General features: G+C 53.5%; 19 protein-coding genes, 1 tRNA gene and 1 pseudogene. 12 read left to right on the forward strand and 9 right to left on the reverse strand.

The window, feature by feature from the left end:
• Positions 1-95: 95 nt before the first annotated feature.
• A complete protein-coding gene (locus tag ACE3NW_RS11050; RefSeq protein WP_374283355.1) occupies positions 96-1,163 on the reverse strand; it encodes an AlwI family type II restriction endonuclease in 1,068 nt (355 codons plus the stop codon).
• 143 nt (positions 1,164-1,306) lie between these two features.
• On the reverse strand, positions 1,307-3,208 hold the full coding sequence (locus ACE3NW_RS11055) for a Dam family site-specific DNA-(adenine-N6)-methyltransferase (protein WP_374283357.1): 1,902 nt from the start codon (positions 3,206-3,208) through the stop codon (positions 1,307-1,309).
• Positions 3,209-3,725: 517 nt separating this feature from the next.
• On the opposite strand from ACE3NW_RS11055, the gene ACE3NW_RS11060 reads away from it, so the two are divergent.
• The 3 genes from ACE3NW_RS11060 (at position 3,726) to ACE3NW_RS11070 (ending at position 6,035) form a co-directional block, all read left to right on the forward strand.
• Positions 3,726-4,427, forward strand: a complete 702-nt coding sequence (locus ACE3NW_RS11060; protein WP_374283359.1) for an ERF family protein — start codon at positions 3,726-3,728, stop codon at positions 4,425-4,427.
• 68 nt (positions 4,428-4,495) lie between these two features.
• Positions 4,496-5,656 carry a hypothetical protein gene (locus ACE3NW_RS11065; protein WP_374283361.1) on the forward strand — a complete coding sequence of 387 codons (1,161 nt, stop codon included), beginning with the start codon at positions 4,496-4,498 and terminating at the stop codon, positions 5,654-5,656.
• A gap of 16 nt (positions 5,657-5,672) precedes the next feature.
• Positions 5,673-6,035, forward strand: coding sequence for a hypothetical protein (locus tag ACE3NW_RS11070; RefSeq protein ID WP_374283363.1), 363 nt, complete (start codon positions 5,673-5,675; stop codon positions 6,033-6,035).
• Here ACE3NW_RS11070 and ACE3NW_RS11075 read toward each other — a convergent pair whose 3' ends face one another.
• Both ACE3NW_RS11075 and ACE3NW_RS11080 read right to left on the reverse strand, forming a co-directional pair.
• The gene (locus ACE3NW_RS11075) at positions 6,036-6,323 is read right to left on the reverse strand and encodes a type II toxin-antitoxin system RelE/ParE family toxin (RefSeq protein WP_374283367.1); all 288 of its coding nucleotides are present in this window, start codon (positions 6,321-6,323) and stop codon (positions 6,036-6,038) included.
• On the reverse strand, positions 6,313-6,552 hold the full coding sequence (locus tag ACE3NW_RS11080; protein ID WP_374283369.1) for a CopG family ribbon-helix-helix protein: 240 nt from the start codon (positions 6,550-6,552) through the stop codon (positions 6,313-6,315). Before ACE3NW_RS11080 ends, ACE3NW_RS11075 begins: the two co-directional genes overlap by 11 nt.
• Before the next feature lie 68 nt (positions 6,553-6,620).
• On the opposite strand from ACE3NW_RS11080, the gene ACE3NW_RS11085 reads away from it, so the two are divergent.
• The 3 genes from ACE3NW_RS11085 to ACE3NW_RS11095 are packed head-to-tail and all read left to right on the forward strand — an operon-like array spanning position 6,621 to position 10,329.
• The gene (locus tag ACE3NW_RS11085; RefSeq protein WP_374283371.1) at positions 6,621-7,646 is read left to right on the forward strand and encodes an AAA family ATPase; all 1,026 of its coding nucleotides are present in this window, start codon (positions 6,621-6,623) and stop codon (positions 7,644-7,646) included.
• A 9-nt stretch (positions 7,647-7,655) separates the two neighbouring features.
• A complete protein-coding gene (locus tag ACE3NW_RS11090; RefSeq protein ID WP_374283373.1) occupies positions 7,656-8,693 on the forward strand; it encodes a DUF3150 domain-containing protein in 1,038 nt (345 codons plus the stop codon).
• A 4-nt stretch (positions 8,694-8,697) separates the two neighbouring features.
• Positions 8,698-10,329, forward strand: a complete 1,632-nt coding sequence (locus tag ACE3NW_RS11095) for a hypothetical protein (protein WP_374283375.1) — start codon at positions 8,698-8,700, stop codon at positions 10,327-10,329.
• Positions 10,330-10,367: 38 nt separating this feature from the next.
• Here ACE3NW_RS11095 and ACE3NW_RS11100 read toward each other — a convergent pair whose 3' ends face one another.
• From ACE3NW_RS11100 to ACE3NW_RS11110, 3 genes are all read right to left on the reverse strand, one after another.
• Positions 10,368-10,718, reverse strand: a complete 351-nt coding sequence (locus tag ACE3NW_RS11100; RefSeq protein WP_374283377.1) for a hypothetical protein — start codon at positions 10,716-10,718, stop codon at positions 10,368-10,370.
• A gap of 73 nt (positions 10,719-10,791) precedes the next feature.
• Complete coding sequence (locus ACE3NW_RS11105; protein ID WP_374283380.1) at positions 10,792-12,588, reverse strand: tyrosine-type recombinase/integrase; 1,797 nt, start codon at positions 12,586-12,588, stop codon at positions 10,792-10,794.
• Positions 12,589-12,725: 137 nt separating this feature from the next.
• A tRNA-Leu gene (locus ACE3NW_RS11110) sits at positions 12,726-12,810 on the reverse strand.
• A gap of 117 nt (positions 12,811-12,927) precedes the next feature.
• Between ACE3NW_RS11110 and ACE3NW_RS11115 the strand changes: the two genes are divergently transcribed.
• The 5 genes from ACE3NW_RS11115 to ACE3NW_RS11135 all read left to right on the forward strand — a co-directional run bounded on the left by ACE3NW_RS11115 (position 12,928) and on the right by ACE3NW_RS11135 (position 19,333).
• Positions 12,928-13,986, forward strand: coding sequence for a DUF1786 family protein (locus ACE3NW_RS11115; protein ID WP_374283382.1), 1,059 nt, complete (start codon positions 12,928-12,930; stop codon positions 13,984-13,986).
• An 83-nt stretch (positions 13,987-14,069) separates the two neighbouring features.
• Positions 14,070-15,368: a phenylacetate--CoA ligase family protein gene (locus ACE3NW_RS11120; protein ID WP_374283384.1), complete on the forward strand. Its 1,299-nt coding sequence runs from the start codon at positions 14,070-14,072 to the stop codon at positions 15,366-15,368.
• A 13-nt stretch (positions 15,369-15,381) separates the two neighbouring features.
• Entirely contained in the window at positions 15,382-15,990 is a 609-nt protein-coding gene (locus tag ACE3NW_RS11125; protein WP_374283386.1) for a DUF456 domain-containing protein, read from the forward strand.
• 8 nt (positions 15,991-15,998) lie between these two features.
• Positions 15,999-16,739 carry an RNA methyltransferase gene (locus ACE3NW_RS11130; protein ID WP_374283388.1) on the forward strand — a complete coding sequence of 247 codons (741 nt, stop codon included), beginning with the start codon at positions 15,999-16,001 and terminating at the stop codon, positions 16,737-16,739.
• A gap of 563 nt (positions 16,740-17,302) precedes the next feature.
• On the forward strand, positions 17,303-19,333 hold the full coding sequence (locus tag ACE3NW_RS11135) for a methyl-accepting chemotaxis protein (RefSeq protein WP_374283390.1): 2,031 nt from the start codon (positions 17,303-17,305) through the stop codon (positions 19,331-19,333).
• Between the two features lie 293 nt (positions 19,334-19,626).
• Here ACE3NW_RS11135 and ACE3NW_RS11140 read toward each other — a convergent pair whose 3' ends face one another.
• Together ACE3NW_RS11140 and ACE3NW_RS11145 are read right to left on the reverse strand one after the other, a co-directional pair.
• The gene (locus ACE3NW_RS11140) at positions 19,627-20,376 is read right to left on the reverse strand and encodes a translation initiation factor 2 (protein WP_374283393.1); all 750 of its coding nucleotides are present in this window, start codon (positions 20,374-20,376) and stop codon (positions 19,627-19,629) included.
• 12 nt (positions 20,377-20,388) lie between these two features.
• On the reverse strand, positions 20,389-21,627 hold the full coding sequence (locus ACE3NW_RS11145; protein ID WP_374283395.1) for an HD domain-containing protein: 1,239 nt from the start codon (positions 21,625-21,627) through the stop codon (positions 20,389-20,391).
• Between the two features lie 374 nt (positions 21,628-22,001).
• On the opposite strand from ACE3NW_RS11145, the pseudogene ACE3NW_RS11150 reads away from it, so the two are divergent.
• A pseudogene (locus ACE3NW_RS11150) lies at positions 22,002-22,090 on the forward strand (50S ribosomal protein L13); the annotation flags it as partial.

Genomic DNA, 22,090 nt, shown 5'->3' on the forward strand with positions numbered 1-22,090 from the left:
ACAACCAGCAGCGCCCGCACAGCTCATTGGGGTGGCTGACTCCGGAAGAGTTCCATGAAAAGAATGTAACCTGCAACCCATTGGGAACCACTAACTTACAAGTGGTATACGCAGTGGGGTAAGGTCACCACGACTTGCCGGGCTGCATATTCTTCTTCGTTCCGCTCCGACAAGATTTCCTCAATCTGGTAGCGAATGCTCGCTATATCTGCCGGAGTGTTCGTTGGCATCCCAGCGATATCAAATGGGATTCCGCGCTTATCAAGCTGCTGCAACAGGTCGTCCAAAACTGCAAGAGCCGAATCTTTGTTGTCGGTTGGTAGTGCTGCACCATTACACAAGGTGATGAAGTACGAGCGGTCGGAATCAGGAATTCCGGCATCCTGAATCAGTTTTTTAATAAAAACGTGCTTCTCTGGCACCAGAGAGAGGCCGCGCCCCTTGCTTTGCACAAGACCAGTCGCCTTCAGATAGCGCAGATTTGTATCGGCATAGTCATTGAATGTGCTTGCCTTGTAACCATGAATTTTAGCGGCGGCGTCCCGCTCCTGCCGGTCAAACTTTCGTTTATTTGGTGAAGCAAGCCGCCGCGCCCGCAACTCCAGCACTTTCGCCACAATATCGGCAAGTTGTTCATCACTACTGGTGAGTTGCACAACGATTGCCATCTCAACGAAATTGAGACAGCTTTCCCCGGTTTGCTTCTCCAGTTCCAACATGACGGCCAACGTATGCCGCAGTGGTGAAAACACCGAAAAATCAAACTTTTGTTCCAGCGCTGAAGGGATGTAATGCGCGGCCAGCGCTCGCAAAAAACACTCCTGCATAGCGGGGACAGTATCAGCACGAATCAACCTCCAGCCATTCGGCGTAATCGTGTCGATGGGGCCGATTTCGCCTTGCGGGATGCCAGATGCTGGCGGCACTTCTGGATAGAGGAAGCCCAACTTATTTAACGCAGAGCGCCACTTGCGCCCCACGCTGTAGGTGTCGTCATCGCCAAGTTCAACAATACCGTGCTCACCCAGCAACCGGCGGAAAGCACGCTCCTGCTCCTCTCCCCGCAAGTAGCCTTGTAATGAAGAAGTGGACAACGCCACCAAGCCAGCACGCAACCGGAAGGGGCTACGAACAGTCGTATTACCTAAATGCCACGGCCTCATGCTGTCTTTCCTTCCGGCTTCTTAGCCGATAACGGCTTGGTTAACATCACCATGTTTCGCAATTCTTGGACTAAAAGATTCGCGGTCTGGCTGGATTTGACCAAGCTCTCACTATTGTTGATTCTTGGCATGCTCGTTCACTTTCAATACCCAACAAAAATATACTCTTGAACGTCATTTTTGTTATCGCCAACCTTGGTCCCTTGGTTGCCGATGGAATACTTGTAATTAACTGGTACGACTTCAACGTGATTCTTATGCTTCGCCATGATGGCAACCATTTCATCAAGAGTTGGCAGACTGTTGGACGAATACGATACTACAAGTACGTTTTCGCGGAATCGCCTAAAAAGCATATCAAAGGCTTCTGCTGCGCCCTTGCGCGATGAGAACGGCGTGGGATACGACTTGAATTTTTTGGTGATAGTGTGTTCCTGAATCTCCACCCCATGCCAATCGCGAGCCAACCCCTCAACAAAGTGATAGCGTCTAACATACTCGTTATCAGACAACGGCGAATAATATGGCGGGTCAATATAGACCAATCCAGATTCACGGTGATGCAATGTCATTGCATCACCGTGACGAGCCTTGTTTTGCTTTCCATTGTTGAACACAGCAGCATTCACCATATCTACGGCTTCAAGAAACTGAGCGCGGAACGTCATTAACAGGTCTTTTCGACCATCGTCATAACGATGACCAACATAGGTGAAAATACCGCGAGGACGTTTTTTCAGGCAGGCCCGAATCAATGCTGACATGGCAATAGCCCGCTTATACGGACTTTTGAGGGCCTTAATATTGGCCCGCACAACATCGATCAAACGATTATCGTCATCACTAAAATACAGTCCCTGAAATTTTGTTTCAACAAATTTATCTATTGGCTTGTCCAGCTCAAGTAACGCTAATGCCTCAGCCTGCGACAAAGTGACCTCGTTGTTCTCGATCATCGCTTTGGCAAACGTCGCTGACATCGCCATGTAGTCATTGCTGACTACAGTTTTGCCATGCGACTTCAACATATAACCAACCACACCAGAACCAGAGAAGAGGTCTATTGCAGTATCAAAATTAAATTGCGAAGCGACTGCCCAAAGCTCGGTTAGCAGCTTGTTTTTTGACCCCATATAGCGGGTCGAAGGGTATCGCATGGCTTGCGGCGACAGTGGCGCAGGAACCAATCTCAGGTTAAAACAAGGCCTTGGAGGAACGGCAACAATCACATCCTCTCCAGTGCGTCCTTTCCCGTTACATGAGATATATCTCTTTGTTGGCACTACTTCGACAGCGAATTCCCGATACAGCTCATGCACCAAAGGATGATTTGAGTTCGTCAAAATCACGTAACATCCTAGTTCATGTAAGCGTTTTACCTCTGCGGCCAGCTCAATATGATCTTCTTCGTAAAACTGCTCTTTGGTGTATCGCTTGAAGTCTGCATATTCAGAAACAGGCAGATAGGGAGGGTCAAGAAAAATGAAGTCTCCTGCTTGAGCATTTTCCTTTAGGACCGTTTTGTAATCACCACAAATAATGGTGGTTTTACTGAGTAGTATAGATGCAGCCCCTAGCGCATCCTCATCAATAATTTTTGGATTCTTATAGCGTCCAAAAGGCACGTTAAATTGACCAGATTTATTAACCCTGTACAGGCCATTGAAACATGTCCTATTCAGAAAAATAGTTCTAGCGGCAGCCTCAATGTTTGACAGTTTTGTCCTATCCAATGATCGAACGGCATAAAACACGTCTTCAGTATTTTCATAGCGCCGCAATTGAGCGATCACGCCATTTACGTCTGCCGCAACGGAACGATACAAGTTAACTAACTCTGGATTGCTATCTGCAATGATTCCATTTTCTGGTCGTACTGCAAAAAATACCGCTCCTCCACCGAAAAAAGGCTCTATGAATCGGCCATATTGGGGGGGAATCTTAGGAAGAATTTCACTTAGCAATTGAGTCTTGCCACCAGCCCACTTCAACAAAGGTCGACTGGCTAGCCCTGAAATGTCTTGAGACGTAAAAACTGAACTCATTAAACTTCCCCCACGATAACATAAAATTTTATTTTAATCCTACGCCACACGGAAGACAACAACAAAAGGCGTGGGTTCACTTTTTAGAAGTGGACAAATTCATTAGCTATGCCGCCTTTCTGTTTCTGGCCAGAGGGTGCCCCCTCTGGCCAGTGACCTGCCCCCAAAACGCAGGCTCGCATTACTTTTTACACAGGGATTGAGTCCGGCGGCATTGGATACTCTATCACGATGGTTTGGAACAGAGAGCATCAAGGCCTTGGCTCTCTGAAATCTCAGCATAGGCTAAGGCAAGTCTCTGCATGGTGACCCTTTCCCCGAAAAGTATTTATTGAACAGTTAGTGTTTCTGACGCAGGAATTAAACATGGAACATAGAACAATGTTATCCACCAATTTTTAAGAATATATTACTCTTATAAGAACACCAGAGTAATGCTTCAAATCAACCTGAAAGCCCTGTCCGGCCACAAGCCGGACAGGGCTTTCTCATCTGGTTATCGAAGGAGGATGCTTATATGAGCCAGTACCAATCAGAGATCATTACAGAACTAGCTAAGGCCCTGCTTAACGTCCAACGAGTCGTGAAGCCTATCGCAAAAGATGCTGAAAACCCCTTCACCAAAAGCTGGTACGCCAGCCTCAACAGTGTCATGGACGCCTGCCGCGATGCGCTCATCGAAAACGGCATCTGGTTGTGCCAGTACCCTGTGCCTGTTGAACAGCCCAACACCATAGGGCTGGTCACCAAACTGACGCATGCAGAGTCAGGGCAGTGGCAAAGCTCTCTTGCAGTGGTTCCTCTGCCTAAGGCCGATCCGCAGGGCATGGGATCGGCAATTACCTATGCCCGCCGCTACGCTCTAACCGCCATGTTGGGCATGGTAACTGAAGATGACGATGGCGAAGGGGCTAAAAATGGCAAAAAATCGCCTGCACGGCAAAAATTGCCCGTAATCACCCCTGAGTCACAAAAAGAGCGACAATGCAACCTGTCCACCACAAACAATATTTCAGGCCCCTCAAATCGCCTGTCAGCCAACCTTGAAAGCCTTCCACCGCTGGAAGGCGTCACCTACCAGCAAGTTACCGCTCAGGACGGACGGCCTTGCATCATTGCCACCGGCAACACGCAGGCCAAGAAAGAATTACTGACTGGTTCGGGCTTCCGCTGGAATCCGCAGAGAAAATTGTGGTGGAAGTATGTTGATGCCGCATAGTGAAAATCAAAAGACCGAGCGAGAGGGCTGCCTGATGGCGGCCCTCTCGCTTTTATGGAGACTAAACCATGGAACAGAACCGCACAGAAGGATTACGGGCGTTAATTCGGCAAGGCCTGCAAGCCGTTGCCCACAAAGACACACTCGCCCATCTGGGCGACCGCTCCAGCTATGTGGGAATGAGTGATATCGGCCAACACTGGGAATGCCCCCGGGCGGCACTAGCCAGAAAGGTGCTTCCCACCACAAATAGCCTGGAACGCCTGCTTACGTTGCAACGCGGGCACTGGTTCGAATCCGGGGTTGGGCAAGCTTTAGCATCCCTGGGCCTGCATGTATTGCCCCAGCTTGAGGTCAACTGGCAGCATCAGGGCGTACCCATCAAAGCCCATCTTGATTTTGTGCTGGTCTGGGGCGCTCCCGTTAATGCCATTCGCATTCTGGAAGTGAAAAGCACAGACAAGCTGCCAGACACCCCACACGATTCCCATCTACTGCAACTACACGGACAAATCGGCCTTTTGGTAAAAGCATGGAACAAGCCCGTTTTCAGTCTTCGTGCTGAGGACGGCACGATTCTGCATGACAAAATGACCTTCCCTCAACTTTGCCGTGCCCAGCTTGGTCTTGAGATGCCCCCAACTGCTGCCGAGGCAAGTATGGAAGCGTGGTTGCTCTGCCTTTCCATGAAAGAGGTTAAAGCATTCGGCCCCTATGGCTTCAATCAGGCCATGCTGGATATGGCCCTTGACCATGCGGCGCAACTTTGGAGTGAGCTAACGGCATTTCGCGATGGGCACATGACCATGGGACAGGTGGATTGCGCCCAGGGCTTTTACCCATTGTGCTCGTTCTGCGAGCACAATGGCGACTGCCCTAAATTCCCGCAAGGCGTGCAAATGCCACAATGGGAGCCAGCTCTGGAAAAGCTGGCTGCCCTCAAGGAGCAGCGCACGGCCTTAGATAATGAAATCAAAGAAATGGAGACTGTGCTCAAGCTTGTCTACCGCCAAGCTGGCACACGGGATTGGGTAGACACGGGAAACTACCGATTCCGCATGTCAGTGGCAGCTGGTCGCACCTCTTTGGACAAGGATGCTCTGCGGGAGGAGTTGACCGAGATTTTTCATGCGGAGCATCTGGGCCACATCGACGTGGATACCTTGCTGGCCCGCTGTGAGCGTGTTGGTTCACCTTTCGAAAAATTGAGCATTTCGCCCATAAACTGAATTTCGGGAGATCTACATGGGATATTATTCTGACGTGGCCCTGTGCCTGACAAAAAATGGCATGGATCAGTTAAAAACAGCACTTGCAGAGGCAGAAAAGAACAATCCCGACAACTTTGCAGCAATCAAAATGCTCATCGGTGGCGAGCCTAGCAAAATCGATGAAGGCTCAGGCTCCGTTGTCTTTCTGTGGGAAGGGGAAAAGTGGTATGATGATTTTGATGAAATCGCCTTTGTTGGCAAGCTCATGGACAATTTGCCCCACGAAGACTTCCTGTTCATCCGTATTGGCGAAGATTATGACGACATTGAAACTCGCGGTAGCTTTCGTGGTAAGCCGTTTGGGATATATGTGGAAAGAAAAATCGCATTTGCGTGATTATTGCGGATAACGGCGGGCGGTATGAAGAACACGAAGTATCTGTACTTCGGATTTAACAACGCGGTATGCAATAAAATACGGAAATTCTGCCAGAACAAGCTCACGAGTCCCTGCGACCCTGCCAGCCCTTCCTCGTGATGGCAGGGAGGTAAGGCTTTGCCCAGCATTCCATACGCATTGGGCTATTTGTCTTCCTGCATCTGAGTCCTTTTCAGCCAAATACCCCGCGATGTCGTGCAAATCCGCAATGGCTAGAGCGAGCCACCGCACAGGCCTATTTTGCATGAACGCCCCAACGAGCAAAGGCGTCCGTCACCTCTTGGTCAGAAGCAAACTTCCCCTCATCTGCCTGACGAACACCTTCATGAATGGCTTCGACCTGCCAGGACTGTTCAGCCACATATTGCCTTACCGCCTCTGCCACCAGCCAGGAACGAGACCGTGAGGTAGCAGCGGCAAGCTTTTCAAGCTGCGCTTGCGTATCCGTATCCAATCGTGCCGTTACTGTAGACATAGGGATCTCCTTTGTCTTTATTGTGTACATTCAAGTTAAACGTGTCAATAGAACACACAGGAGAAGTGATGCATACCGATCTTACTTTCGAGCTTGATTCTCTCCTCCCCACCGACCTTGATGCCGGGCAGGTTTTCAGCGGCAAGCCTTCTGGCACCACAGTCAGGGGCTACGCCGTTCCTTCGGCCTACACCCCGGCCATTGACCACGACTATATTTTCCATGAGTCCAGCCGCGATGTTGTGGTTTGGCTTCTTAACCCACAGGAACCACTGTACGTCTTTGGGCCTTGTGGGAGTGGCAAGACTAGCTGCATTAAGCAGCTGTCAGCCAGGCTTAACTATCCTGTCTTTGAGGTTACCGGGCACGGGCGGCTGGAATTTGCAGACCTGGTTGGTCACCTGGCAGTCAAGGACGGCAATATGACCTTCGAGTACGGCCCGCTTGCGCTTGCAATGCGTTACGGGGCGATAATCTTGCTGAACGAAATCGATCTGACCTCGCCAGAGATTGCAGCAGGGCTGAACAGCGTGTTGGACGGTTCCCCCCTGTGCATTGCGGAAAACGGCGGCGAACTGATTGTGCCACATCCCATGTTCCGTCTGGTTGCCACGGCCAATACCAATGGCGGTGGCGATGACACCGGCCTCTACCAGGGCACCCAGCGGCAGAACCTTGCCTGGTTGGACCGCTTTACTATCTGCGAAGTGGGCTACCCCTCTGCCGATGTGGAGAAAAGTCTGCTTGCCCGGCGATTCCCATCGCTGCCCGAGTCGCTGTGCGCTACCATGGTGGACTATGCCAATGAAGTCCGAAAACTGTTCATGGGTGAGTCCTCTACCAGCAATCTGACCAACGCCATTGAAGTTACATTCTCCACGCGCAGTTTGCTGCGCTGGGGTGATCTGACCGTTCGCTTTCAGCCTCTGGCTCATCAAGGCGTACAGCCCGTCACCTATGCCCTCGACCGGGCGCTGGGATTCCGAGCCAGCCGCGAAACCCGCGCCATGTTGCACGAGCTGGCTCAGCGCATGTTCCCTCAACAGGTGGAAACTGAAGGTCTCAACGCTACATCTTCCAAAAAATCAATGTAAGAGGCTATAATGACACAGCTTGTTTCTGACATCCGCATTTTGGACAATTTGCTGGCCCTTAACCTTAACGTCAGCTTGTGGTCTGCCCGCCGCAAAATGAGCCAGGAAGATCTGGGCGGCGCAGAGCTGCCCCCCGAAGATCTGGCTTCTCTGGGCTCAAAGCGCATTGCTGACCCGGAGAACCTCAAGGTGTTCGGCACGCTCAAGGCCCGTGCCTTCAACTACCTTGACCGGCACGGGGTACGGTTCATGTCTGGCTGGGCCATCCCCGAAGAAAAAGCCGGCGAAATCGTACAGGAGCTGCTCAACATCCGCACCGAATTCCAGAAAGAAAAGGAAGCTTTTCTGGCTGGCTATGACCAAAAGGTGCAGGCGTGGATTGAGAAACACCATCAGTGGGGCGAAATTATCCGCAACTCCCTCGTGGGGCCTGACTATGTACGCGCCCGCATGGATTTCCGCTGGCAGCTGTATAAGGTCGCCCCGCTTGAGCAGCACACAGACAACACCGCTGTGCTGGAAGCCGGTCTGGCAGAAGAGGTACAGGGCCTCGGCGGCACCCTGTTTGATGAGGTGGCCAAATCGGCTGACGATATATGGCGCAGGGTTTATCATGGTAAAACGGAGGTAACCCACAAGGCGCTTTCGCCACTGCGTACCCTACATGCCAAGCTCACGGGCTTGTCATTTGTAGAGCCGCATGTGGCCCCGGTAGCTGACATTGTGCAGGCTGCGCTGCTGCGCATGCCCAAGAAGGGCAACATCACCGGCACAGACCTGCTGCTGTTGCAGGGGCTGGTCTACCTGCTCAAGGACAGTAAGGCTCTTGTGCCCCACGCCCAAAAAGTTATTGAGGGGTATGGCCCCGCATTTGTGCTGGATGCCCTGTTGGCTGGTCCGGGAGTTATTGCTGAGCAAGACGGCAGCTCAATGCTGGTAGTAGACGGTGCAGCTGATGGAGATGACGACGAACCCATTCTGCCTGATATTCCTGCAGTAGACAGCGCATTGCCTCATCCTGCTATCCCAAGCCTGGGCCTGTGGTGATGCCATGATTCGAACAAAAGACGTTCTCAACTGCCTGCCACTTTTGGCATCCATTCTGGGTGACCGCTATGGCGTGCAGGTGCGTATTGGCGGCAAGGAAGCCTGTACCAACGGTAAGGTAATTCACTTGCCCTCATTGCCCATGGATTGTGAGCCTGAATTGCTGGCATTGGCGAGGTCGTTTGTGGATCATGAATCCGGCCATATTCGACACACTGATTTTAGCGTGTTGAAAGCTGCAAACCTTGATCCTGTGACCTTCAATCTGTTCAACTGCCTTGAGGACTGGCGTGTTGAAAAGAAACTGTCGGGAATTTTCCCAGGTTGCCGGAGAAACCTAAACTGGCTGATACGACGATTCTTTGTAGAGCAAGCACCGCCAAGGGCCGGGGATGATTCCCCGGCCCTTGCTGTTTTGGACTATGTGCTTCTGACTGTGCGGGCTTGGGATGTTGATGATGTGAGTCAAGCACGCCAAAACGCGGCAAGCATCATAGAGCAGCACTTTCCCAGCTTGAGAGAGGCCCTCGATGTCATACTGGTTAAGGTCTACATCCATTGCCCAGATACGACGGCAGCAGTCGAATACGCTCGGCAAATCGCTCAGAGCATCCGGCAGTGGGAACCGCCTCAACCAACTGCAACCACCAAATGTACGGATAAAGACGGTCAGGGTAACATGCCCCAGCTGACAAAGGAGGGCACCGATTCAGCCTCACAAATTGACCAGCAATCTGAGCCGGTTCAACCGCTAAGGGCTTTGAGTGCTTTACCGCTTAAAGCCCTATTTCATGCGGAGGCGCAGGATCTACCCCAGCAACTCGGCGAAATCATGGCGATTGAGCTTGCCAATAGCAGCGTAGAACCCTCCAGTGACGCTCTGACTGTGGCGGTAGAAGGCACTCGACAAGCAGCCCCCTTGCCAGCAGAGCAGAAGCTGCAAGCCCTTCAGACCAGCATTGCCCTGCGCACTCGCCTTCAGGGCTTTCTGCAGGCACAAACCCAAAGGCGTTGCAGTATCGGGCGTAGAGGGCTTCTGCACGCCAATTCGCTACACCGCCTGCAGGTTGGCAGTGCTCGTATTTTCCAAAAAGAGTCTGTGCAACTGGGCCTCAATACGGCTGTCCATATCCTGCTGGACGTAAGCGGCAGCATGGCTGGCGCGCCGATTAACCTTGCCAATCGAGCCTGTTTTGCTGCGGCAACCGCGCTGAGCCATATCCGTGGCGTGAACCCTGCAGTAACAGCCTTTCCCGCAGTCACGGAAACCAATTCAGTATTCCCCATCATGCGACACGGGCAGGCCGTGCCAGACATGTTCGACATTCGGGCTTCTGGAGGGACTCCCCTAGCTGGGGCCGTGTGGTGGGTTTTGCAAACAATGTTGCCCCTCAAAGAGCGGCGCAAGATGATTCTGGTTATCACTGATGGCATGCCGGACAACCCGTTGGCTGCAAACAATGCCATCGGAGTGGCGCAAAAACTTGGCTTTGAAGTTTATGGCCTTGGCATACGGGATGAGCACATCACGCACCTGTTGCCACACACAAGCCGGGTGGTCAACGACTTGCCTGATCTGGTACCTGCCATGTTTGCCCTGCTACAGACTGCATTGCTCAAAGGGGGAGTGGCATGATGGTACCCCTCGATTTCAGACTTTGGTACCGAACGGGATTATTCCGTTTCTTTACTCTTAACAAAAAGCGGCGCATCCAGCGCTGCTAAATGAAAGGAAGGAAAATGAATTATCTTAGCTGGATACCAGTTGTTATAGCTGTGCTTCAGGCCATCAAAGATAATTGGGATGACTAGCCGTACTAGGCTACCAGAAAGGAGCAAAAATATGGGCAGTAAATGGGCATTTATTGGCGGTATACTGGCAGGGATCGCAGGAGTATTCACAGCGGCAGCGGTGTCAGTGGAATTGGAAAATCGAAAAGACGGCAGATGCAATGCCGATGAAGAACCGAAAAGGCTGGCCTTGCCTGAAAGCGAAGGCAGGTAAACAAGTTGATCACTGGGCAAGGATTCAGGCTATTCCTGCTTTCTTGCCCAGTGATGCCATTTCCTGAATGAAGCGAAGAGAATATCGATTCTTTCATTTCGATTTCTCGAAAGAAATTTTTGAGATAAGTTCCTCGTAAATTTGTTTTATTGAAAACTTATCTCCATATTGCCTGCCGGCCAAATTTTGTATTTCATGCCCAAATACCTGTCGAAACATGTCAGTATGCATGTTTCTGACTTTGAAAAAATTTGAAAAAGAGTGTCTGAGTGAATGAAAACTTTTTCCATCAACAATATTTTTTTCTTTCAGAAGTAAACCAAATGCTTTTCCTACTTGCTTTCCATATTTAGGTGATTTTTCAGTTTTATTTAATAATGGAAATAGTCTGATCTGATTGCTTTTTATCATTGCATTCCTGTATGATATCAATCCTAATTTTATCAGCTGCTCATGTATTGGTATCTTTCGTTTTGCATTTTTCGTTTTTAAGATTTTATCGCATAAACCGTCAGTGCTGTCTTCTCGAATATCAATCAAAAATATGCCATCTTCTTCATAGATATCCTCGCAGTGAAGCTGACATATTTCTTCAAGCCGCATCCCAGTATAGAGGGCAATCAAAGGAACCCAATAATAGGCTGGATTTTTGAAAGCACTAGGTTTATAGCCAGCGCAAAAGAATATCCGTTTTATATCATCATCAGTGAGTGGGAGTCTCTTTTCTATGTCCTGCTGTGTATCTTTAAGTCCAAGTCCTTGCGCAGGATTACGCTCAATCAAATTCTCACGCATAGCCCAAGTAAACATTCCTGAAACAGCTTCAACAATTACATTGATGCTTTTTATACTCAATGGAGTTTTATTTTTGTATTTTTCAATGAACTCTTTTATGGAAAGTCCAGATTTATCTAACTGCTCGCGCCAGCGAGGAGGAAGTTTTTGAAGTGTATCTCTGAAGTTACGCATATCCTGTCTGGTAATAGAATTTATTGGTTTGTTCCCAATGATTCTTAAGAGACTTGTAACTCTGTTTTTATGATCTGCAAGAGAACGTTCGGCCCATGCGCCGTCTTTAACTTTTATAACGCAATAGCGATCTATGAGTTCATCAAGATTTAGATACTTTTCTTCTGCTGGGCTTAGAGATTGTTGATATGGAGTATATTCTGCTTGGTGGTAGGGTTGTTCATAAGAAAAATCTCCTCGTAGTCTTGCTGCCCTAATTTTTTGAAGGCTGATTTGCATGGCCAGATAACTTCTGGTGAGTCCATCTACATTGTCGCGGGAAATTTCTGAGATATCAAATACACCGTTCTTAACAAGGTCAAAGACACAACGTTGAACATCGTTATCGAAATTATTTCCAGTGTTGAGATTGTTAAGGTGCATTGATGCTATGTTATCGTTGATATGTGCAATATCAACATTTTCAATGTTACCTTCGTCATCTTCAGTCTGGATTATATCCGGTGGAGTAGGCGATACAGCCTCATCATCAATCTGATACTTTAAATATCCGTTCAATCGTTTACGAATATCAGAAGGGCTCAATTCTCGTTTGTCTGGAGCATCAAGGATTTTATTCAGCTCATCCTGAAGGAATTTACGAAGTTCCTTAATTCGCTTCATGTTTTCAGCAAAATCAGTATGTCCGCTCATCGTCCAGTGCTCCAAGGATTCTTTGGTCAAGGCGTGTAGCTGCGCAGCTATGCGTGATGCCTGAAATTGATAGGCCGTACGCAGGCTGATCCGGATTTCTTTCGCGGGACAGCCTGGCGTGTGCTGCTTGGGAAGCTTATAGCGATAGTAAAATATCCTTCCTTTTAGGTAAAGGAAGGCAGGAAGCTTGGCAGGGGAGAGGTGATTATTGGGGGCATACTTGCACATAGTCGGAACTCCTGTGACCCAGTGAGTGCCCCAAAAGGGCATCTGCAAAGGGGAATGGGGTCACCAACTACGGAAAGCTTATCAAGCGATAGAAAAAGAAAAAGGAATTGGGCTTGTTAGCTCAATTCCTAAATTCGTGGTGCCGAGGGCGGGACTCGAACCCGCACGAGAATTCTCACTACCCCCTCAAGATAGCGTGTCTACCAGTTCCACCACCTCGGCGCGAGAAGATGAAGTATCGTAATCTGAAATCCTTGGCAAGCTTTTTTTTCAAAAAGTCGTGAATGCTTGCGCTTGATGATTGATGCAGGTAGATTTTTTCGTTCTTGAGAGGTGAAAATGGACGAAATCGTACAAAAGTTTTTGCGCGGCACGGGACCGGTGCTGTGCGTTGATATCGGCAGCGGTACGCAGGACGCCCTGCTGGCCCGCCCCGGTCTTGAATGCGAAAACTGGCCTCGCTTTGTATTGCCCGCGCCCGCGCGGCTCGTGGCCCAGCGCATCAGGGAGCTGACGCTGCTCAAGCGCAGCATCTGGCTTTACGGCGGCAACATGGGCGGCGGTTTTACCCAGGCAATCAAGGAGCATCTTGCGGCGGGCTTTGCTGTCAGCGCCACAGCGGCGGCCACTCGCGGCATCCACGACAACGAGGAAGTGGTGCGCAACCTGGGGGTTGCGGTGTGTTCCACTTGTCCCGAGGGCAGTGTTCCTGTATTTTTGACAGATTATTCGCCGGAATTCTGGGGCGGGCTGCTGCGTCAAGCGGGTCTGCCCTTGCCGCATCTGGTGATTGCGGCCGCGCAGGACCACGGGTTTCATACGCATGGCAACCGTCAGGCCCGCATGCGCGCCTGGACGGATCTGCTGGAGTCGTCGTCCGACCCGGCTCGCTGGATATATGAAACCCCGCCCCCCGCGCTGACCCGCCTTGTGCCCCTGCACGAAAAAACAGGCGGCCCGGTTGCGGATACCGGGGCCAGCGCCCTGCTAGGCGCGCTGTGCGATAAAGAGGTTATGGACCGCAGTTATCGGCAGGGCATCACCGTCATCAACGTAGGCAACGGGCATACCGTGGCCGCGCTGGTGTACCGGGGCCAGGTGCGCGGCATTTACGAGCACCACACGGGCATGCGCACACTTGAGCAGTTGCTGGGCGACCTTGAGCAGTTTCGCAAACACTGGCTGCCGGCGGAAGAAGTGCAGGCCAGCGGCGGGCACGGCACGGCTTTTGGCCCGTACTGCGAAGAATCTGGCGGCTATGAGCCCACATATATTACGGGCCCCAAGCGCGCCATGCTGCAGGGGTATGGGCGTTTTTTGGCCCCGCACGGCGATATGATGATCGCCGGATGTTTCGGCCTTGTCTGGGGGTGGGCGCACGCCCGGTTTGAAAAATAGCGTTGTTGCCCGCTACGGCGGGTGGGTGTGCATTATAAGCCATTGCGCCAAAGGGCGTTGCGGCATGAATCTGAGGAGGCGGCATGGAATTTTTTGATGAGGCGGAGTGTTGGAGCAGGGATCATATCGAACAGGCACAGCTTACGCGGCTTAGAAGCACCGTGGCGCAGACGCGCAAGTGCGACTTTTACCGTCAGCGCCTGGACGAGGCTGGTATCGGGCCTGATTCTATCCGCAGCCTGGATGATTTGAGGCGCATCCCCTTCACCACAAAGCAGGATCTGCGTTCACAGTATCCCACTGGGCTTTTGTGCGTTCCGCAGTCCGAGATTGTCCGCATGCACTGCTCCAGCGGCACCACCGGTTCGCCGGTAGCCATCTGCCATACGCAGAACGACATCAATTCATGGGCCGACCTTATGGCGCGCAGTATCCACATGGTGGGCGTGCGCCGCGACGACGTTTTTCAGAACATGTCCGGGTATGGGCTGTTTACGGGCGGTCTGGGCATCCATTTTGGCGCGGAGCGTCTGGGCTGCATGACCATCCCGGCCGGTGCGGGCAACTCGCGCCGCCAGATCAAGCTTGCCAAGGATTTTCGCACCACAGTGGCCCATATCCTGCCCTCGTACGCGCTTATTCTCGGTGAGCATTTGCGCTCCATGGGCGAAGACCCGCGCGAGTTTCCGCTGCGTATCGCCCTGGTTGGCGCGGAGCCCTATACCGAGGAATTCCGCCGCCGTATTGAAGACCTCTTTGACATGAAGGCCTACAACTCCTACGGCCTGTCTGAAATGAACGGCCCCGGCGTGGGCTTTGAATGCATGCACCAGAGCGGCATGCATCTGTGGGAAGACGCCTATATCCCCGAAATCGTAGACCCCGAAACCGGCGAGCCCATGCCCGAAGGCGAAGTGGGCGAACTTGTCATGACCTGCCTGTGCCGCCAGGGCATGCCCATATTGCGCTACCGCACCCGCGACCTTACCCGGTTTATACCCGGCGAATGCGCCTGCGGACGCAAGCACCGCCGCATCGACCGCATACTTGGCCGTGCGGACGACATGTTTATCATCAAGGGCGTCAACGTCTACCCCATGCAGATCGAGCAGGTCATCATGACCTTTGCCGAAGTGGGGCAGAGTTACCTGATTCTGCTTGAAAACGACGGTCTGGGCGACGTCATGCGCGTGCAGATTGAAATTCGGGACGAGCACTTTGTAGAAGACATGCGCGTGCTGCAAAGCCTGCAAAAGGCCATTGCCTCGCGCCTGCGCGACGAAATCCTTGTCACGCCCAAGGTCGAACTTGTGGAGAGCAACAGCCTGCCGCGCACAGAGGGCAAGGCCGTGCGTCTGCAGGATTTGCGCAACAAAAAGTAGCAGAGGAGACCGCATGGATTTTCTGCCTTTTCCCCTGGCCTCTATGCTCGCCGGGGCGTTCATAACGCTGCTGTGCTTTGTGCTGCTGCTCAATATTTTTGGGCTGCCCGCCAACTGGGTGCTGCTGGGGCTTGTGGCGTTGTGGAAGGTGGTGCATCCGGGCACGGCCTCCATGGATATGTGGTTCTGGATCATGATGGTGGGCATTGCCCTGGTGGGCGAAGCTCTGGAAATGGGCATGCAGATACTCAAGGCCAAACGCTATGGCTCCAGCTCTTCCGGCACTTTTGCGGGTATGGTTGGGGCCATAGCGGGGGCCATACTGCTTGCTCCGCTGTTTTTTGGGCTTGGGGCGCTCATTGGGGCGCTCGCGGGCGCATGGACAGGCTGCTTTGTCGTTGAGCGCCTCAAGGGCCGCCCGCTGCGCGAAGCGCTGGATGCCGCCTTTGGCGCCATGATGGGCCGTTTTTTGGGCACGGTGTGCAAGTGCGGCGCTGGCGGGGCCATGCTGGCTCTGGCCGCAGGGCGCATCTGGCCCAAGATGCCGTCTGGCATGCCCCCGGTTCTTTCTCCCGATGCCTCCACGCAGGTGCTCCTAACCCTGCTGCGGGGCCTGTGCTGAGGTTGATAATGCTGTTGCAAGGCCTTGAAATCGTATTGGTAAAAACGCGCTTTCCCGAAAATATCGGCATGGCGGCGCGCGCCTGCGTCAACATGGGCTGCCCCACGTTGCGCCTGGTGGACCCCGAGCGGTGGGACAGGGAAAAAGCCCGCCCCCTCGCCACGCCCAAGGGACAGAGCCTGCTGGATGCCGTTGAAGTGCATGAAAATGTCGAGCAGGCCGTGGCCCAGAGCGCCCTGGTATTTGGAACCACCGCTCGCACCGGCGGCTGGCGCCAGGCTTTGCTCTCGCCCGAGCAGGCCGCCCGCGAGGCCGCTGTCGCCATGGCAAACGGCGAGCGTGTCTCCCTGGTTTTTGGGCCGGAAGACCGTGGCCTCAATAACGACGAGATCATGCACTGCCACCGGCTTGTGACCATCCCTACCGACCCGGCGGCCAGCTCGCTCAATCTTGCCCAGGCGGTGCTGCTGCTCAGCTATGCCTGCGCCAACGCCGTGCGTGCCCTGCAGCACGGTGAAAGGCCAGCGGATACGCCGCGCGGCGGCCGGGTAGCGACGGCGGCGGAGCAGGAGCGGCTCATGGAATCGCTTAAAGACATGCTGCTGCGTCTTGATTATCTGCACGGCGACAATCCCGATTATTTTCTTATGCCGTGGCGGCGGCTGTTCAGCCGCGCCGGACTGTTGCGGCACGAATACGATGCCCTTATGGGGCTGTGCCGTCAGGTACGCCACAAACTGTCAGAGTAGTTTTTTTTATTTTGGCTGTTCATGGGCCTGCTTCTGCTCCGCTTGCGCCGATGGCTGCAATTGCGGGGCAGAAGCAGGCCTTTTTCGTCGTTTTTTCTGCAGGTCGCCGTATAGTTGCGGATTTTTTTATCGCCATGCAGCGTCGTTGCCGCCAGGGAAAAAGAAGGTGATTGAAAAAAAAATCACAAACTATTGGAATTTTATTGCTCATAACAAACCGGATTTATACAGATTAAAATTTAAGTATCCGCATCTGATGGATAAACCCCATTGACCCAACTGGCATATTTGTTACTGTTTTTGTATATGTGATATTATCGCTTTTATGAATAAAAAATTATTTTCCTGTAACAAATGTTGCTGACTGCCCTATTCTTTTTTTTATTCAAGTCGTTAATGCTCTATGAGGACATACTGTTTTTTGTTCCACGCATATACCCCTGCAACCGATGGCTGGGTTGCTCGGGGAGGGTTGTACGCCTGCTGTTGGCTTCCCCCATCCAGCGACGGGCACGGTGACACGGTAAAATTTGGTGGTAGACGTTCTTGGCAAGGAGAATGGCATGCGTTGGACTATTGCGCACACATATGTCGGGTCGCTTTTTGGTGCGCTGATCACATGCTGTGGTGTTGTGCTTTTTGTCTCAATCCATTTCATGAAAGTTCCGATTGAAGACGAACTGAACAAGGGCATCAGAAGGATGCAGCATGTTATCAGCGCTGCCAACGAAACAACTTCGCAAAAATTTTTGCAATGCGCTGACCTTATTGCGGAAGACGATGATTTTAATAAGGCCGTGGCGGAAAAAGATACCGAAGCGGCGGCCCGAACCGGCATCGTGCTGATGAAAAAGGCCGGGTCGGACTTTATGACCATTACTGATGAAAAGGGTGTGGTCATCGCGCGCGGGCATTCCAAAAAGCACGGCGACAGCGTTACCAATCAGGAAACAGTGGCCATGGCCCTCAAGGGCTCCCCAGCTGTTGCCGTTGTGGCTGGCACCGAGGTTCCCTTCACCATCCGCGCCAGTTACCCGGTAATGCACGAGGGCAAGCTCGTGGGCAGCGTTTCCATCGGCACGTCGCTGGTGGCCCCTGCCTATCTTGACTGGCTCAAGAGCATATCGGGCGTCAACGTCACCATCTTCAAGGGCGACACCCGGGTAATGACCACCATCCTCAAGGATGACGGCAGCCGGGCTGTGGGCACAAAACTGCAAGCGCCTGAGATACTTGCGGCGGTGCTGCAGCGGGGCGAAACCGTATTTGCGCACAACAACATCCTGGGCGTGGATTACAATTCGGCTTACTGGCCGGTAACGGACGCCAACAACAAGATTGTGGGCATGTGGTTTGTGGGCATGCCCATTGACCAGCTGCAGCAGCTTGAAAAGGCCGCCATCAGCAATTCTATCTGGATCGGCGTTGGGCTGCTTGTTTTTCAGCTGATTTTATCCCTTGTTTTAGGGCTCAAGGTCAGCGCGCCGGTGCGCAAAATTACGGCGTACGCCCAGGCCATAGCCGGGGGCGATACCGATGCGCAGCTTGAGGTGCACAGCCGCGATGATATGGGGCACCTGGCCGATTCGTTGCGCACGATGGAAACCAACCTGCGCAAGCTCGTGCTTGAGGCCAGCGAAAAGGCTGAAGAAGCCCACAAGATGGGTGAAGAGGCCAAGGCCGCCATGGAAGATGCCCGCGCCGCGCAGGCCATGGCCGAGCAGGCCAAGCGCGAGGGTATGATGAGCGCCGCCGCCCAGATAGAAAACGTGGTGGAGCAGCTCAACGCCTCCATCAACGATATTGCCGAGCAGGTCGAGAGCACCGGCGGTGCGCTTGATCATGCCGCGAGCCGTCTGGCCGAAACCGCCACCGCCATGGAAGAAATGAATTCAACCGTGCTTGAGGTAGCAAAAAATGCCGGCGGCGCGTCGGATATCTCCAATGCCGCCAAGCACAAGGCAGAAGCTGGCTCCGAGATCGTTTCAAGGGCTGTGACGGGCATTCAGGAAGTGCAACGCCAGTCGCAAGCGCTCAAGGAGGGCATGGCCCAGCTCGATGACCATGCCAAGGCCATCAACCAGATTATGGGTGTTATTTCAGACATCGCCGACCAGACCAACCTGCTGGCGCTTAACGCCGCCATCGAGGCCGCCCGCGCGGGCGACGCCGGGCGCGGCTTTGCCGTTGTGGCCGACGAGGTGCGCAAGCTGGCGGAAAAAACAATGTCTTCCACCACCGACGTGGGCAACGCCATTGCGGCTATCCAGCAGAGCGCCGGGCAGAGCATCCAGCAGGTGGAAAAGTCCGTTGACAATGTTGCCGCCGCCACGGACTACTCCAACAAGTCTGGCGAGGCCCTAAAAGAGATTGTGGGCATGGTGGAGCAGACCGCCGACGAGGTGCGGGCCATTGCCGCGGCAAGCGAGCAGCAGTCCGCCACCAGCGAGGAAATAAACCGGTCCATAGCCGACGTTAACCACATTGCCGCCAGCACAGCGCAATCCATGCAGGTTGCCATGCAGGAGCTAGGTTCGCTGCGCGCGCAGGCGAAAAGTCTCATAGACCTGATCGAACACATGAAAAAGGGCTAGAGCGGGGCGGCCCGGCCGCCTGCCTCAATGATAAAAGGCTCCATCCCGCAAGGGGTGGAGCCTTTTGGCGCGCCTGCAGGTAGGGCTGCCAGCCGGTATGTGGTTTGTCTGCTCGATTTTACCGGCTCGATTTTACCGGCCGAGTGTCAGCCCCGCTTGCCCGGTCTGTATTTCAGCCAGGCTGGGAGAGGGGGAGCTGCCCCGGCGGCATCCTGTCTGTCCCATTTTTCAAGCATGCCCGCACGTCTTGGCAATCTCTGCATGTCAGCCCTGCCGCGCGTTTGCGTGCTCCGCTACTTGCGCAGGATGATGCGCAGTGTTTCGGCTTCCGGGCCAGAAGCCTTTTGCAAAAACTGCTCGACGCGTTTTTTTACGGCCGCGTGACGGGGGGTGAATTCATACAGCGAGGCCGCCGCAGCTGCGCTTGTTGAAAACGTATCGTCATTGCGCAGACCTTCACCGTTGAGGCGGGCATAGTGCAAGGCCGCACGGATGATGGCATCAAGAAAATCGTTGCTGCCAGAGGCCATAAACGCCGCCCAATACATCTGCAGAACGGATTTTTCAGAATAAATATCCCAGTTGGTCACCGGGCTGGGGCTGCGGCGTATCTGGTCGAGCAACAGGTTGTCCGAGGGCTGCAGCAGATTGGCGAGCAGGGCCGCCTCGTCAGGCAGCTGGGCAAAATGGGCCGCCCAGGCGAGCGTGCGCCGCCCATCGCGGCTCAGGGTCGGGGCGGGCGGCAAGATGCGCTGTCGCGCGGCCGGGTCGTCGCGCAGCACCTGCCCAATAAACGCAGCCAGCATTATCTGTTTGAGGCTGTCGCGTAGCACCCCCTGCGCGTCAAACGTGCGCAATATCCCGGGCAGGGCCTCCACACGGCGGTGCTCGTAGTAAAATTCCATATCCTGGGCGTAAAAAGGCAGCCCTTTGGAAATGGCAAGCGCAAAACAGGGCCGTGGGCTGGCGGCAAACAGGCAGGCCACGGCCGCCATCACCACCAGGAGCGGCAGTGCCTTGATAGAGCGGGGTAAAATTTTCATGGCGTTGTGGTGTTAGTCAAAGTCGGCAAGCAGGGCGTCGAGTCCCAGGCCGTTGGGTGAATTTTCGCGCAGGCGCGTCTGCAGCCGCACGCAGGCTTCCAGCAGGTGCGGGGAGGATACCCCATTGCGTATGGAGCTGTGGGCCTCGATAAAAGCCGCCAGATTGTCGCAAACCTTTACCAGTTGCCCGTCCTTGGGGTCCATCTCATTACGGTTGCAGGCCGCAAGAGCCTGATAGCCGTCAACAGCGCGGGCAACGCCGTTTTCGCGCACGCATTCCTGAAATTCGGAACCCACGGCAGCCCCCAGATAGTATTCAATGCGTTCAACCAGCGAGGTAAAGCCCTCGCTGCGCAGAGGGCCAAAAACCCTACGCTCAAGCTCTTTATCTTCGTATTCCTTGATAATTTTTGGCAGGTCCGAGATGGATTGCTTGACCGGCGAGATGATGTCGCGGGTGAGCACCTCGGGCAGGTCGTGGAACAGGCCGCAAAAAAAGTTGTTGTTGGCCCGCGCCGGGCAGGCGTTGACCGCAAGACTGAAAAAGTAGGCGTAACTGGCGACAATAAACATGTGGCCGAGGACAGACGTGGCCGGAATACGCGGGGCCTGCGTCCAGCGCACCTGAAAGCGCAGCTGCCCGCACAGATTGGCCAGCCGGGACAGGGCCGTGCCGGGCGTGCGCATGGCGGCAAGGCCCTGCAGCTCGTTAAACGTATCGAGCCGGTCAGGAAACGACTGGCCGATGTCGCCCATTTCATCGTCAAAGGGGGCGTTGAGCGGCTCGATGAGCTTGAATTCCCACTGCGAGGCAAAGAGGTGGGCGGCGGTGAGAATACGGCGGGCAGGGGTGTCGTCGTCGGGGCTGGCATGCCACTGGCGCATGCGCTCCCAAAAGGGGCCGAGCGGGGCGAGGGCCGGTTCCAGCTTGTCGAGCACGTGCGCTGTCAGCTGGCGGAACTGCTCGGGGTTTTCCTTGATTTTATAGTAGATGGGCGGCTTAACGTCGGTGATGATGAGGCGGTAAAAATAGTCGAACAAACCGCCCTCGATAACTTCAGTAGCCAGGGCCACGCGCTGGGGGTCTGGCATGTGGCGCGAATTTTCGTGCCACAATACGCAGGCGAGCAGCATTTTATGGGCCTGTTTGTCGGTTTCAAGCAGCTCTATGGGCCGCAGCTTGTCATTCCAGCGCAGCAGATACGCGCCGGAAAAAATAAGCTGGAGCAGATTCTTGCGAATTACGGGCATGCAATCCCTCCCAGAAAATGACTGCGCAAAAAACAGTTTGCACTATAGAAGGGAGTGAGGTAAAGCTCAAGAGCTTCAACACTGATGCCGGGAATGTGCCGATTTGTGCCCACGGCGCGAGAGGCCGCGCTCTTGTCTGAGCGCGCCCGCTTGCGGTTGCGCTAATGTCAGCCATATCCCTGCGCTGTGCGCGCCAGACTGATCGGTTTTTCCTTCCTTTGAAGGGTGGAATGCTTGACAGCCTTTGGTGTTTATAGTATTGAGGCTGCCTTTACTGCGATATTGTCGTCATCCCCGTTCGACGGCACATCGCGCAATGGATCTTTTTGCTGCCTAATGGCCGCTGATATTTGCAGATGTGAGGAGTCACTCCGATGAAGACGTTCAGCCCCACCCCCAAAGACATCAACCGTGAATGGTTCGTGGTTGACGCTCAGGATCAGGTGCTCGGCCGTCTGGCCAG

Origin of the sequence: Desulfovibrio sp. (genome assembly GCF_041907885.1) — a bacterium.
GTDB lineage: Bacteria > Desulfobacterota > Desulfovibrionia > Desulfovibrionales > Desulfovibrionaceae > Desulfovibrio.